Source organism: Pseudomonas canadensis (genome assembly GCF_000503215.1).
Taxonomy (GTDB): domain Bacteria; phylum Pseudomonadota; class Gammaproteobacteria; order Pseudomonadales; family Pseudomonadaceae; genus Aquipseudomonas; species Aquipseudomonas canadensis.
Genome location: NZ_AYTD01000013.1, coordinates 230400 through 244134, shown reverse-complemented (window position 1 = coordinate 244134; position 13735 = coordinate 230400). Strand labels below are relative to the sequence as shown.

General features: G+C 60.5%; 11 protein-coding genes. All 11 read right to left on the bottom strand.

The window, feature by feature from the left end:
- Position 1: 1 nt before the first annotated feature.
- Positions 2-1009 (bottom strand): NADH-quinone oxidoreductase subunit NuoH, encoded by a 1008-nt coding sequence (gene nuoH, locus U367_RS0109965; protein WP_017137518.1) that lies wholly within the window; start codon positions 1007-1009, stop codon positions 2-4.
- Positions 1006-3720, bottom strand: coding sequence for an NADH-quinone oxidoreductase subunit NuoG (gene nuoG / locus U367_RS0109960; RefSeq protein WP_028616807.1), 2715 nt, complete (start codon positions 3718-3720; stop codon positions 1006-1008). Before nuoG ends, nuoH begins: the two co-directional genes overlap by 4 nt.
- Before the next feature lie 135 nt (positions 3721-3855).
- A complete protein-coding gene (gene nuoF / locus U367_RS0109955) occupies positions 3856-5211 on the bottom strand; it encodes an NADH-quinone oxidoreductase subunit NuoF (protein WP_028616806.1) in 1356 nt (451 codons plus the stop codon).
- On the bottom strand, positions 5208-5705 hold the full coding sequence (nuoE, locus tag U367_RS0109950; protein WP_016975546.1) for an NADH-quinone oxidoreductase subunit NuoE: 498 nt from the start codon (positions 5703-5705) through the stop codon (positions 5208-5210). Before nuoE ends, nuoF begins: the two co-directional genes overlap by 4 nt.
- Before the next feature lie 2 nt (positions 5706-5707).
- On the bottom strand, positions 5708-7492 hold the full coding sequence (gene nuoC, locus U367_RS0109945) for an NADH-quinone oxidoreductase subunit C/D (protein WP_028616805.1): 1785 nt from the start codon (positions 7490-7492) through the stop codon (positions 5708-5710).
- Positions 7493-7564: 72 nt separating this feature from the next.
- The gene (locus tag U367_RS0109940) at positions 7565-8239 is read right to left on the bottom strand and encodes a NuoB/complex I 20 kDa subunit family protein (RefSeq protein WP_016975544.1); all 675 of its coding nucleotides are present in this window, start codon (positions 8237-8239) and stop codon (positions 7565-7567) included.
- A 10-nt stretch (positions 8240-8249) separates the two neighbouring features.
- Positions 8250-8663: an NADH-quinone oxidoreductase subunit A gene (locus U367_RS0109935; RefSeq protein WP_003219575.1), complete on the bottom strand. Its 414-nt coding sequence runs from the start codon at positions 8661-8663 to the stop codon at positions 8250-8252.
- 655 nt (positions 8664-9318) lie between these two features.
- Positions 9319-10644, bottom strand: a complete 1326-nt coding sequence (gene aceA, locus U367_RS0109930; RefSeq protein WP_010458877.1) for an isocitrate lyase — start codon at positions 10642-10644, stop codon at positions 9319-9321.
- 491 nt (positions 10645-11135) lie between these two features.
- A complete protein-coding gene (locus U367_RS0109925) occupies positions 11136-11873 on the bottom strand; it encodes a secretin N-terminal domain-containing protein (protein ID WP_028616804.1) in 738 nt (245 codons plus the stop codon).
- A gap of 219 nt (positions 11874-12092) precedes the next feature.
- Complete coding sequence (locus tag U367_RS0109920) at positions 12093-12515, bottom strand: GNAT family N-acetyltransferase (RefSeq protein WP_028616803.1); 423 nt, start codon at positions 12513-12515, stop codon at positions 12093-12095.
- Positions 12508-13674, bottom strand: coding sequence for a ribosomal protein uL16 3-hydroxylase (locus tag U367_RS0109915; RefSeq protein ID WP_028616802.1), 1167 nt, complete (start codon positions 13672-13674; stop codon positions 12508-12510). The genes U367_RS0109920 and U367_RS0109915 overlap by 8 nt, the downstream gene beginning before the upstream one ends.
- Between the last annotated feature and the right edge of the window lie 61 nt (positions 13675-13735).

Here is a 13735-nt window from a genome sequence, read left to right as displayed (position 1 = left end):
CTCACTGAACCGCGCCGGCTGGCGTGTTCAACAACACAACAGCAGCCGTCACCAGCAAATTGATCAGGGTCAGTGGCAGGCAGAAGCGCCAGCTGAAATCCATCACCTGGTCGTATCGTGGGCGCGGAATGGAAGCGCGCAGCAGGATAAACAACATGATGAAGAACGCGGTCTTCAGGAAGAACCAGAAGAACGCCAACTGCGGCAGGATGCCGAACGGACCGTGCCAGCCGCCGAAGAACAGCGTGACCAGCAGGGCCGAGATCAAGATGATGCCGATGTACTCACCGACGAAGAACATGCCCCATTTCATGCCGGCGTATTCGATGTGGTAGCCGTCGGCCAGTTCTTGTTCCGCTTCCGGCTGGTCGAACGGGTGACGGTGAGTCACGGCGACGCCAGCGATGAAGAAAGTACAGAAGCCGAAGAACTGCGGAATGATGAACCACAGGTTCTGCGCCTGGTACTCGACGATATCGCGCATGTTGAACGAGCCAACCTGCACCACGATGCCCATCAGCGCGAGGCCCATGAACACTTCGTAGGACACGGTCTGGGCCGAAGCCCGCAAGCTGCCCAGCAGGGCGAACTTGTTGTTGCTCGACCAACCGGCGAACAGCACCGCATAGACCGACAAACCGGCCATGGCGAAGAAGAACAACAAGCCGATGTTCAGGTCCGCCACGCCCCAGGTCGGGGTGATCGGGATGATCGCGAAGGCGATCAGCAAGGCGCTCATGGCCACGACCGGTGCCAGGGTGAAGATCACCTTGTCGGCAAACGGCGGGGTCCAGTCTTCCTTGAAGAACATTTTCAGCATGTCGGCCGCGATCTGGAACATACCGAACGGGCCAACGCGGTTCGGGCCGTAACGGTCCTGCCACCAGCCCAGCAGGCGACGTTCGACGAAGCTGAGCAGGGCGCCCGCGACGACCACGGCCAACAAGATCACGATGGCCTTGACCACCGAGATGATCACGTCGATCACTTCAGGAGTGAACCAAGTCATTGCGCTGCCTCCTGCAGACCGTCAACGGTTTTGCCGAAGATCGCGGCTGGAATGCCGGCGATGCCTTTAGGCAGTGCAACCAGGCCAGCGCCCAGCTCTTCATTGATGCGCAGCGGCAGACGCAGGGTCTGGCCGGCCACGTTCAGGCTGAGCAGGGCGCCGTCGTTGACGCCCAGGCGGTCGGCTTCGGACTTGGCCAGGGAAACGTAGGCGGCTGGGATACGTTCTTGGACCGGTGCGGCTTTCGAAGAGTTCTCTTCGCTGCCGAACAGGTGGAAGAACGGCACAACCTGCCAGGTGCCTTGGGCCGGGTTGAACGGACTCGGTACGGCAGAGAACCAGTTCAGCGAATCACCGGTGCTTTCGATCAGGCGCGTGCCCGGGTCGCCAGCTCGGATGTGACCACCGACTTCGTCCTGGAACTTGTTCCAGGCCTGCGGCGAGTTCCAGCCCGGCGACCAGGCGAACGGCACCTGTTGGCGCGGTTCGGCAGAGCCCGAGTAACCTTCCATGGAGAAGGCGAACGCGGTGTCCGGGTCTTGCGGAGTACGTGGCTCGTGCACGCTGATGTTGGCGCGCATGGCCGTACGCCCGGAGTAACGCAGCGGTTCACGGGCAAGCTTCATGCCCTTGATGCGGAACGCGGCGGACGGTGCCGCGTCGACGATACGGGCCAGTTGCGGCGCGCTCGCGGCGGCAGCGGCGGTCACGTGGTCGAGCTGGGTCCAGTCGATCGGCTGGTTCAGCAGGGTGGCGCGCAGGGCATGCAGCCAGCGCCAGCCTTCGTGAACCAGGATACTGGCGTCCATGTACTTCGGATCGAACACCTGGAAGAAGCGCTGGGCGCGGCCTTCCTGGCTGACCAGGGTACCGTCGCCCTCGGCAAAGGTGGCGGCTGGCAGCACCAGGTCGGCGCGCTCGCTGGTAGCGGTCTTCTGGTGGTCGGCAACGATCAGCACTTTGGCGGCGTTCAGCGCAGCGTCAACCTTGGCGGCATCGGTGCGGGTGTAAAGATCGTTTTCCAGCACCACGATGGCGTCGGCATTGCCGTCGATCACCGCTTGCAGGGCCGCGTCCAGGGACTCGCCACCGAGCATGGCCAGGCCAAGGCTGTTGGCTTCCGGCACGACCAAGCTGATGGAACCGTTCTTGTCGCGCAGCTTCAGGGCCTTGGCGATGTTGGCAGCGGCTTCGATCAACGCCTTGGAACCCAACGAGGTGCCGGCAATGATCAATGGGCGCTTGGCCGCCAGCAGTGCGTCGGCGATACGCTGAGCCAGTTCAACGGCTTCAGCGTCCAGGCCTTCGACGGCAGGCGCGCTGGCGTCGAGGGCGTGGGCCACGGCGAAACCGATGCGGGCCAGGTCGTCCGGTGCTGCGTGCACACATTCTTCGGCGATGTCGTCGAGCTTGGTTTCAGCGATGCTTGCAATAAACAGCGGGTTCAGCGCGTGCTGGCCGATGTTTTTCACGGCGGCGTCGAGCCAAGGCTGGACGCGCATGGCGTCGGCCATGTCTTCGGCCTTGCCTTTGACCGACTGGCGCAGCGACAGGGCGATACGTGCGGCGGTCTGGGTCAGGTCTTCACCGAGCACGAAGATGGCGTCGTGGTCTTCGATGTCGCGCATGTTCGGCACCGGCAGCGGGCTGTCGTTCAGCACTTGCAGGACCAGGCGGATGCGCTCCAGCTCACCGGCTTCGATGCCGGAGTAGAAGTGCTCGGCGCCGACCAGCTCGCGCAACGCGTAGTTGCTTTCGAGGCTGGCACGCGGCGAACCGATACCGACGATGTTACGCCCGCGCAGCAGGTCGGCGGCTTTATCCAGGGCGTCGTCCAGGCTCAGCTTGCCGCCATTGGCCAGCAGTGGCTGGCGTGGGCGGTCTTCGCGGTTGACGTAGCCGTAGCCGAAACGGCCACGGTCGCACAGGAAGTACTGGTTGACCGAACCGTTGAAGCGGTTTTCGATCCGACGCAGTTCACCGTAGCGCTCACCTGGGGAGATGTTGCAACCGCTGGAACAGCCATGGCAGATGCTCGGGGCGAATTGCATGTCCCACTTACGGTTGTAGCGCTCGGAGTGAGTCTTGTCGGTGAATACACCGGTCGGGCAGACCTCGGTGAGGTTGCCGGAGAACTCGCTTTCGAGCACACCGTCTTCAACGCGACCGAAGTACACGTTGTCGTGGGCGCCGAATACGCCGAGGTCGGTGCCGCCGGCGTAGTCTTTATAGAAGCGCACGCAACGGTAGCAGGCGATGCAGCGGTTCATTTCGTGGGAAATGAACGGGCCGAGGTCCTGGTTCTGGTGGGTACGCTTGGTGAAGCGATAACGGCGCTCGTTGTGGCCGGTCATCACCGTCATGTCTTGCAGGTGGCAGTGACCGCCTTCCTCACAGACTGGGCAATCGTGAGGGTGGTTGGTCATCAGCCATTCGACAACGCTGGCGCGGAACGCCTTGGATTCTTCATCGTCGATGGAAATCCAGGTGTTGTCGGTGGCTGGGGTCATGCAGGACATGACGATACGACCACGGGTGTCGTTCTCGTCGGTGTATTGCTTGACCGCACACTGGCGACAGGCACCGACGCTACCAAGCGCGGGATGCCAGCAGAAATACGGGATGTCGAGGCCTAGTGAGAGACATGCCTGTAACAGGTTGTCTGCCCCATCGACTTCGAGCGCTTTGCCGTCTACGTGGATAGTGGCCATGGTTCAAAGTTCTTCGTTGGCCCGTTGTCAGCGGGCGTGGCTAATGGAATCTTGTTATTCATGGGCATCAACACAGCCTTTACGGCGTCAGCCCATGAGAAAGCGAAGGGCACGGACCCTTCGCCTTTTAAAGCGTTACGCGCCGACTACGATCGGCTTTGCCAGAGGCGGGACGGCGGCGCTGGTAGGCGCGATGCCGGCTTCGAACTCCGAGCGGAAGTATTTGATTGCGCTGCCCAATGGCTCCACGGCGCCCGGTGCGTGAGCACAGAAGGTCTTGCCTGGGCCGAGGAAACCGACCAGGCCGAGCAGGGTTTCGATATCACCCTCGCGGCCTTCGCCATTTTCCAGGGCCATCAGCAGCTTCACGCTCCACGGCAGGCCGTCGCGGCATGGGGTGCAGAAGCCGCAGGATTCACGGGCAAAGAACTGCTCCATGTTGCGCAGCAGCGAGACCATGTTCACCGTGTTGTCCACCGCCATCGCCAGGCCCGTACCCATCCGGGTGCCGACCTTGCCGATGCCGCCTGCATACATCTGTGCGTCGAGGTGCTCGGGCAACAGGAAACCGGTGCCGGCGCCGCCTGGCTGCCAGGCTTTCAAGGTGTAGCCGTCGCGCATGCCGCCGGCGTAGTCCTCGAAGAGCTCGCGGGCGGTCACGCCGAACGGCAGTTCCCACAGGCCAGGGTTCTTGACCTTGCCGGAGAAGCCCATGAGCTTGGTGCCCATGTCTTCGCTGCCTTCGCGGGCCAACGATTTGTACCAGTCCACGCCGTCGGCAATGATCGCCGGCACGTTGCACAGGGTTTCGACGTTGTTCACGCAAGTCGGCTTGCCCCACACGCCGACAGCGGCGGGGAAGGGCGGCTTGGAGCGCGGGTTGGCGCGGCGGCCTTCGAGGGAGTTGATCAGTGCGGTTTCTTCACCGCAGATGTAACGCCCGGCGCCGGTGTGCACGAACAGTTCGAAGTCAAAACCCGAACCGAGGATGTTCTTGCCCAACAAGCCAGCGGCCTTGGCTTCTTCCACAGCACGGTTGAGGTGCTTGGCGGCGGTGGTGTACTCGCCACGCAGGAAGATATAGCCACGGTAGGTTTTCAGCGCGCGGGCGCTGATCAGCATGCCTTCGATCAGCAGATGGGGCAGTTGCTCCATCAGCATGCGGTCTTTCCAGGTGTTTGGCTCCATTTCATCCGCGTTGCACAGCAGGTAGCGGATGTTGATGGATTCGTCCTTGGGCATCAGGCCCCACTTCACGCCCGTGGGGAAGCCTGCACCGCCGCGGCCTTTGAGGCCGGCGTCTTTCACGGTCTGGACGATATCGTCCTGGGCCATGTCGGCGAAGGCCTTGCGCGCAGCGGCGTAACCGTTCTTGGCCTGGTACTCGTCGAACCATACAGGCTCGGCATCGTCACGCAGGCGCCAGGTCAGGGGATGGGTCTCGGGCGAACGCTTGATCAGGTTGGCCGGGCCGAAAGATGTAAGGGTCATGGGTAGCCCTCGAGCAATTGGGTCACGCCAGTTGCCTGCACGTCACCGAATGTGTCGTCGTCGATCATCAACGCCGGCGCCTTGTCGCAGTTGCCCAGGCAGCACACTGGCAGCAGCGTGAAGCGGCCGTCAGGGGTGGTCTGGCCGAGGCCGATGCCCAGTTTGGTCTGGATCGCGTCAACCACCGATTCGTGGCCGCCGATGTAGCAGACCATGCTGTCGCACACGCGAATGATGTGGCGACCGACCGGCTGACGGAAGATCTGGCTGTAGAACGTGGCCACGCCTTCAACGTCGCTGGCAGGGATGCCGAGGATCTCGCCGATGGCGTAGAGCGCGCCGTCCGGCACCCAGCCACGTTCCTTCTGGACGATCTTCAGGGCTTCGATCGACGCCGCGCGCGGGTCTTCGTAGTGATGCAGCTCGTGCTCGATGGCCGAGCGCTCGGTTTCACTCAGGGTGAAACGGTCTGTCTGGATAAGCGTGCTGTTCATGCTTAGCGGTCCACGTCGGCCATAACGAAATCGATACTACCCAGGTACGCAATCAAGTCCGCGACCATCTCGCCTTTGATCACCGAAGGGATCTGCTGCAAGTGGGCAAAGCTTGGGGTACGGATCCGGGTGCGGTAGCTCATGGTGCCGCCATCGCTCGTCAGGTAATAACTGTTGATACCCTTGGTCGCTTCAATCATCTGGAAGGATTCGTTGGCCGGCATGACCGGGCCCCACGAAACTTGCAGGAAGTGCGTGATCAGGGTTTCGATGTGCTGCAGCGTGCGTTCTTTCGGCGGCGGCGTGGTCAGCGGGTGATCCGCCTTGTACGGGCCTGCCGGCATGTTGCGCATGCATTGCTCGATGATCTTCAGGCTTTGGCGCATTTCTTCGACGCGCACGATGCAACGGTCGTAGGCATCGCCATTGGCGGCTAGCGGGACTTCGAATTCGAAGTTTTCGTAGCCCGAGTAAGGACGCGCTTTACGCAGGTCGAAGTCGCAACCGGTGGACCGCAGGCCAGCACCGGTGACGCCCCATTCCAGGGCTTCTTTGGTGTTGTACTGGGCGACGCCAATGGTACGACCCTTGAGGATGCTGTTATCCAGCGCAGCCTTTTGGTACTCGTCCAGACGCTTGGGCATCCAGTCGATGAATTCCTTGACCAGGCGCTCCCAGCCATTCGGCAGGTCGTGGGCCACGCCGCCGATGCGGTACCAGGCCGGGTGCAGGCGGAAGCCGGTGATGGCTTCGATGACCTTGTAGGCGCGCTGACGGTCGGTGAAGGTGAAGAACACCGGGGTCATGGCGCCGACGTCCTGGATATAGGTACCCAGGAACAGCAGGTGGCTGGTGATCCGGAAGAACTCGGCCATCATGATGCGGATGGTGTCGACGCGGTCGGGCACCTTGATACCGGCCAGCTTCTCGACCGAGAGCACGTACGGCAGGTTGTTCATCACGCCGCCGAGGTAGTCGATACGGTCGGTGTACGGGATAAAGCTGTGCCAGGACTGACGCTCGGCCATCTTCTCGGCACCACGGTGGTGGTAGCCGATGTCCGGGACACAGTCGACGATTTCTTCGCCGTCCAGTTGCAGGATGATACGGAAGGCACCGTGAGCCGAAGGGTGGTTCGGGCCCAGGTTGAGGAACATGTAGTCCTCGTTGGTGCCAGAGCGTTTCATACCCCAGTCTTCCGGACGGAAACGCGCCGCTTCCTCTTCAAGCTGTTGCTTGGCGAGGTTGAGGCTGAACGGATCGAATTCGGTGGCGCGGGCAGGGAAGTCCTTGCGCAGCGGGTGACCTTCCCAGGTCGGCGGCATCATGATGCGCGTCAGGTGCGGGTGGCCCGGGAAGTCGATACCGAACATGTCCCAGACTTCTCGCTCGTACCAGCTGGCGTTCGGCCAGATACCGGTGACGGTCGGGACGCTCAAGTCGCTTTCGGACAGCGCGACCTTGATCATCACGTCGCTGTTACGTTCCAGCGACATCAAGTGGTAGAACACGGTGAAATCGGCGCCGCTCGGCAGGCCCTGGCGCTTGGTGCGCAGACGCTCGTCCACGCCATGCAGGTCATAGAGCATGACGTACGGCTTGGGCAGGTTGCGCAGGAAGGTCAGGACTTCGACGAGCTTGGCGCGCGCCACCCACAGCACCGGCATACCGGTGCGTGTGGCCTGGGCGGTGAAGGCGTCAGGGCCAAAACGGTTATTGAGTTCGACGACCACATCCTGGTCGTCTGCCTTATAAGGCGGGATGTACAGAGCGCTGCCTGTAGTCATGGTTTTTTTATCGCTTTCGGTCAACGTAAAGAATGAAGCCAGGTGTTCGTTCTATAAAAGAACCGGTCTGGATCAGACTTCGTCAGGGCTGCGCAGATTGGTGACTGCGATTCGCTGTTCGCGGCGCTCTTCCTTTTGCGAAGGCATCTCGGCGCGGTACACGCCTTGATCGCCTACGACCCAGGAAAGCGGGCGACGCTCCTTGCCAATCGATTCCTGCAGCAGCATCAAGCCTTGCAGGAATGCTTCAGGGCGGGGCGGGCAGCCAGGCACGTAGACGTCCACGGGCAGGAACTTGTCCACCCCTTGAACGACGGAATAGATGTCGTACATGCCACCGGAGTTGGCGCACGAACCCATGGAGATAACCCACTTCGGCTCGAGCATTTGCTCGTAGAGACGCTGGATGATCGGCGCCATCTTGATAAAGCAGGTGCCGGCGATAACCATGAAATCCGCCTGACGCGGTGATGCCCGGATAACTTCGGCGCCAAAGCGCGCGATGTCATGGGGCGCCGTGAAGGCGGTGGTCATTTCCACGTAGCAGCAAGAAAGGCCGAAGTTGTACGGCCACAGGGAGTTTTTACGTCCCCAGTTGACCGCGCCACTCAGCACGTCTTCGAGCTTGCCCATGTAGATGTTTTTGTGGACTTGATCTTCTAACGGATCGGAAACGGTTTCCCGTTCGCCGATAGGGTACTGATCGTTAGGAGCATCCGGGTCGATCCTGGTGAGATTGTATTGCATCGCCAAAGCCTCATTGTTTCAGCTTCGCTTGCCGCTTACGACGAGCTTCCGGAGCCCAGTCAAGGGCGCCCACTCGGAATAGGTAGACAAGGCCTGCCAACAGAATTGCTATGAAAACGAGAGCTTCGACGAATCCGGTCCAGCCGCTTTCGCGGACGGACACAGACCAGGCAAAGAGAAAGAGGGCTTCGATATCGAAGATCACGAAGAGCATCGCGACCAGATAGAATTTGGCTGAGAGCCGCAAGCGGGCGCCACCTGTAGGCAGCATGCCGGATTCGAACGGTTCATTTTTGCTGCGGCCCCAGGCTTTTGACCCGAGGAGGCTGGAGACACCAAGCATGAAGGCGCAGAGGCCGACAACACCGAGGAGGAAAATGGCAAAGCCCCAGTTGTGGGCCATGAGTCCTGTCGCTTCGGTCATGCTGGAAATCCTTAACAGAGAGCAAAGGTCTCTGAGCTCGAAAAAGTAACGATGCAGTGACGATATGTCGCACTGCAATCAATCGCGGTGATTTTATGGCTAAACACCGGGCAAGTAAAATTCCTATAGCGAAATTATTCGATGGAATAAGGACATAGTGCACCTTCGTGGGGCTGTAGCCCTTGCGTGGCGGGCATTAGCGGGCATTTGATCAAATGTGTTTTGTTTAGCCTGTAACGAAGTTTTCATGCGCCAAATGATAATGAATATTGTTTGCGTGGGGTTTAAGCGAATGTTTCTCGTGTGGCGAGGGAAGTTGCCGTTACTTGCTAGAGTGTCGCTTAGTTGTTCACTGGGATCTTTTAACCGATTCGCTCGAAGCGAATACCGCTCTGGATCAATGTTTTGCACAAAATCATCAAGCTGAATGCATTCCCCCTGTGGGGGCGGGCTTGCTCGCGAAAGCGGTGTGCCCGGCAAAGATGTGCTGACTGAACCAGCGCTTTCGCGAGCAAGCCCGCTCCCACATTTGGATCGCGGTGCTTCAGATAGATTTGTGCGGGCAAAAAAACGCCCCGAACGGGTCGGGGCGTGATTTTTGTGCGGCACTGCGGTTAGGTCTTCCTTGGTGCCGCAGTGGCCGTGTACGCGGTGCTTAGTGGAACTGCTCTTCTTCGGTCGAGCCGGTCAGCGCGGTCACGGACGAGGTGCCGCCCTGGATCACGGTGGTCATGTCGTCGAAGTAGCCGGTGCCCACTTCCTGCTGGTGCGCCACGAAGGTGTAACCCTTCGATGCGTCAGCGAACTCCTGCTCCTGCAGCTTCACGTAGGCGGTCATGTCGTTGCGGGCATAGTCGTGCGCCAGGTTGAACATGCTGTGCCACATGTTGTGGATGCCGGCCAGGGTGATGAACTGGTGCTTGTAGCCCATCGCGGACAGTTCGCGCTGGAACTTGGCGATGGTCGCGTCGTCCAGGTTTTTCTTCCAGTTGAAAGAAGGCGAGCAGTTGTAGGACAGCAGTTGGTCCGGGTATTCCTTCTTGATCGCTTCGGCGAAACGACGGGCTTCGTCCAGGTCCGGCTTGGCGGTTTCGCACCAGATCAGGTCGGCGTACGGCGCGTAGGCCAGGCCGCGGGCAATCGCCTGGTCCAGGCCGGCACGTACCTTGTAGAAACCTTCCTGGGTGCGCTCGCCGGTCACGAACGGTTGGTCGTACGGGTCGCAGTCCGAAGTCAGCAGGTCAGCAGCGTTGGCATCGGTACGCGCCAGGATGATGGTAGGAGTACCGGCAACGTCAGCAGCCAAGCGGGCAGCGGTGAGCTTCTGTACCGCTTCCTGGGTCGGAACCAGTACCTTGCCGCCCATGTGGCCACATTTCTTCACGGATGCCAGTTGGTCTTCGAAGTGCACGCCGGCAGCGCCAGCCTCGATCATGCTCTTCATCAGCTCGTAGGCGTTCAGTACGCCGCCGAAACCGGCTTCAGCGTCAGCCACGATAGGCGCGAAGTAGTCGATATAACCTTCATCACCCGGGCCTTTACCGGCTTTCCACTGGATCTGGTCGGCACGACGGAACGAGTTGTTGATGCGCTTGACCACGGTTGGAACCGAATCCACCGGGTACAGCGATTGGTCGGGGTACATGGATTCAGCGGAGTTGTTGTCCGCTGCCACTTGCCAGCCGGACAGGTAGATTGCCTGGATACCGGCTTTCACCTGTTGCACTGCCTGGCCGCCAGTGAGGGCGCCCATGCAGTTGACGAAATCTTTGTCGGGACGGAAGGAAGGCTTGGCACCTTGGGTCACCAGGTTCCACAGCTTCTCGGCGCCGAGTTTTGCAAAGGTGTGCTCAGGTTGAACCGAGCCACGCAGGCGGACGACGTCAGCAGCGGAATAAGCGCGGGTCACGCCTTTCCAGCGTGGGTTTTCAGCCCAGTCTTTTTCGAGGGCTGCAATTTGCTGTTCGCGTGTCAGTGCCATGGAAGTAAACCTCGTCGCGTCTTCTTGTGGTGGAAAAAATCCATTTGCCAGCCCTGCATTCAAATGCGTGGGCAGGGCTGCTCGCTGACCAGAAGCTTAGGCGGTCATGTCGGGTCTGGCGGGGAATGCGACGGGATGAACGATTGGCGAGAGGGGCGGTAGGTAAAGGCGGGCCGCGAACAGTCTGAGGGCGTCGTGGGCCCTTGGGGGTTCAACAGCGTGTAGCCGGGTTACCTGGTTAGCTTCCGTCCCTCGGGACAACTTCGTTCCAGTCGCAACCTCGTCAAACACGCCTTGTGGGCGGTACAGACACGAATCGGCTCAGGTGGGTAGCTTAGAGCGGCGATCCGAAGGCCCTTGCCAGGGCCCCTGATTAGCGGGAGCGAGGCCATCATGCCCATGCTTTTTTGGATCGTCAAATGTTTTGTAGTGCTTTTTTTAAAGCACTACATCTTTAGTCTAATACGACTCATCAGTCAGTTTTTGGTGCTTCAGTTCAGGGTGTCGACCTTCACCCGTACAGTCAGGTCGTCGCGGCCTTGAGTAGAGTAGCTGCGGGTTGTAGAGGATTTGTCGGCCTGGGTTTCGCGATTGATGCCGGCCAGGGGAATCCATTCGCCTAGTCGCCCGCTGACGGTTGTGTCGGTACTTTGTACATTCACTACATCGGGACGTTCCTGGCTCATGCGGTCACGGTTGGTACTGATCGCCAGGTGCACGGTTTCGCCAGTGACGCTGGCCGTCACGTAGAACCCCTGGGTGACGTTGCGATACTGGGTCTGGTTTTGCAGGCGGCCGTAGCTGTCTTGCTGGGTGGTGGTCAGCGGTACGCTCTGGCCGACCTGGATCAGCGCGGGCACGCCTTCGCTGGCCTGGATCTGCTGGACGCCACCGTCACGACTGGCGGTGCCGTAGCTGATGATGCGCGTCTGGCTGTCGCCGCTGTTCTGCTGATTGTTTTCGTTGGTGTCGACGGTGATCAGCAGGCGCTTGGCGGGTGTGTCGAGTTGAGAAAGCAGGGCGCGCAGATTCTGGATCTTGGCCGGGTCGGCGTTAACAATCAGTTGGTTGCCGTAGGCGCTGACGGTGCCGTCCTTGCCGATGAAGTTCTGCGCCACGGGCAGCAGGTCGGCGCTGGTGCGGTTGCTCAGGTTGACGACTTCAGTGTCGGCCATGGCCGAGACGCTGGCGGTCAGGAGGAGGGCGGTGAGCAGGGTGCGTAGGGACATGTCCGTTATCTCTGCGAGTCATTTAGGCTGGATAGTGCCAGTTTGTCGGCCTGGCAGGTCGCAAATTGAATCGTAGACGGCAAAATGCCCTGGCAGTGCAGGGCATTTTGGGTGTTGCTGAAGTAGCCTTCGCGAGCAAGCCCGCTCCCACATTCGACCGCATTCCAAAGAGTGCACTCGGTCAAATGTGGGAGCGGGCTTGCTCGCGAACGAGACAGCTCAGTCCCCGCGCACCATGTCCACATGCGGAATCCCGACTTCAAGGAATTCTTCACTGACGATCTTGAAGCCCAGTCGCTCATAGAACGGCGCCGCATACACCTGCGCACTCAGGAACTGCTTGGCCTGGCCGCGCTGCTCGGCCACGCCGATCACCGCTTCCATCAGCTTGTCGCCGACCTTCAAGCCGCGCCAGTCCTTGAGTACCGAAACGCGTCCGATCTCGCCACTGGGCAGCAGGCGCGCGGTACCAATCGGAAAATCGCCTTCGAATGCAAGGAAATGCGCTGCGCCGGCGTCATCCGCGTCCCACTCCAGCTCCGGTGGAACCGATTGTTCAGCGATAAACACCGCTTCACGAATGCGCCGAATCTCGGCGATATCCTTTTGCCAGTCCGCGACACTTACGTGAATTTTATTCATCGGCAAATCCCAGGCTTCCTTGCTTGACCAGTTCGCACAGCAGATCGCGACCGTCTTCGTCCTCCAGCCACGGGCCGAGGTTTTCGGCGTGCAGGGCGTCGGCGGCGCAGATCAGCTTGAGCAGTTCGCGCAGTTTGCCCGGCAAGTAACGGCTCTGGCCGCTGGCGAACAACAGCACGTCGTCGTCGACTTCCGACCAAGCCATGCGCGCGCTCGGGTTGCGCACCAGGATTGCGCCGTCTTGCAGGGCGCTGATGAAGTCTTCTTCGCCCAGTTCCTCGCCGGCTACCAGTTCAGGATAGCGTGGTTCGGTCATGAACTGGCCGAACCAGGTCAGCAGCATGCGCTCGTCGCTCATGTGCTCGGCCAGCAGGCTCTTGAGGCGGTCCAGCGCGTCGCCCTGGATCTGGTGCGGGTCGCTGACCGGCTGGGCGTCGGCGTCGGTGTAGCGCTCTTCGTCAGTCAGGTACTGGCTGAGGAAGTCGGTGAAGTGGGTCAGCACTTCGGCGGCGCTTGGAGCGCGGAAACCGACGGAGTAGGTCATGCAGTCATCTTCGGCAATGCCGAAGTGCGCCAGGCGTGGCGGCAGGTAGAGCATATCGCCCGGTTCCAGGACCCACTCAGCGCTCTCTTCGAATTCGGCGAGGATGCGCAGGTCGGCGTGCTGCAGCAGCGGGCTTTCCGAGTTGCACATCTGGCCGATCTTCCAGTTGCGCTTGCCTTGGGCTTGCAGCAGGAACACATCGTAGTTGTCGAAGTGTGGACCCACGCTGCCGCCGGGCGCGGCGAAGCTGATCATCACGTCGTCGATGCGCCAGCTTGGCAGGAAGCGGAACTGCTCCAGCAATTCGGCCACTTCCGGCACGAATTGGTCGACGGCCTGCACCAGCAGGGTCCACTCGCGCTCAGGCAGGGTGCTGAAGGCATCTTCAGCAAACGGGCCGCGGCGCAGTTCCCACGGACGCTCGCCGTGTTCGATCACCAGGCGCGATTCGACTTCTTCTTCCAGGGCCAGGCCGGCCAGTTCGTCGGCGTCGATCGGGCTTTCGAAATCAGGGATGGCCTGACGGATCAGCAGCGGTTTTTTCTGCCAGTAGTCGCGCAGGAATTCCCGTGCCGTGATGCCGCCCAGAAGTTGAAGAGGGATATCAGGATTCATGTGTAACCTATTGAAAGAAAGCACTTTTCAGACTGGAATAAAAACGCCCGGCGCGGCCGGG

What these genes read in the sequence shown, in the direction of transcription:
- nuoH (WP_017137518.1), bottom strand. Translation starts at nt 1,009, where the DNA reads ATGACTTGGTTCACTCCTGAAGTGATCGACGTGATCATCTCGGTGGTC.
- nuoG (WP_028616807.1), bottom strand. Translation starts at nt 3,720, where the DNA reads ATGGCCACTATCCACGTAGACGGCAAAGCGCTCGAAGTCGATGGGGCA.
- nuoF (WP_028616806.1), bottom strand. Translation starts at nt 5,211, where the DNA reads ATGACCCTTACATCTTTCGGCCCGGCCAACCTGATCAAGCGTTCGCCC.
- nuoE (WP_016975546.1), bottom strand. Translation starts at nt 5,705, where the DNA reads ATGAACAGCACGCTTATCCAGACAGACCGTTTCACCCTGAGTGAAACC.
- nuoC (WP_028616805.1), bottom strand. Translation starts at nt 7,492, where the DNA reads ATGACTACAGGCAGCGCTCTGTACATCCCGCCTTATAAGGCAGACGAC.
- U367_RS0109940 (WP_016975544.1), bottom strand. Translation starts at nt 8,239, where the DNA reads ATGCAATACAATCTCACCAGGATCGACCCGGATGCTCCTAACGATCAG.
- U367_RS0109935 (WP_003219575.1), bottom strand. Translation starts at nt 8,663, where the DNA reads ATGACCGAAGCGACAGGACTCATGGCCCACAACTGGGGCTTTGCCATT.
- aceA (WP_010458877.1), bottom strand. Translation starts at nt 10,644, where the DNA reads ATGGCACTGACACGCGAACAGCAAATTGCAGCCCTCGAAAAAGACTGG.
- U367_RS0109925 (WP_028616804.1), bottom strand. Translation starts at nt 11,873, where the DNA reads ATGTCCCTACGCACCCTGCTCACCGCCCTCCTCCTGACCGCCAGCGTC.
- U367_RS0109920 (WP_028616803.1), bottom strand. Translation starts at nt 12,515, where the DNA reads ATGAATAAAATTCACGTAAGTGTCGCGGACTGGCAAAAGGATATCGCC.
- U367_RS0109915 (WP_028616802.1), bottom strand. Translation starts at nt 13,674, where the DNA reads ATGAATCCTGATATCCCTCTTCAACTTCTGGGCGGCATCACGGCACGG.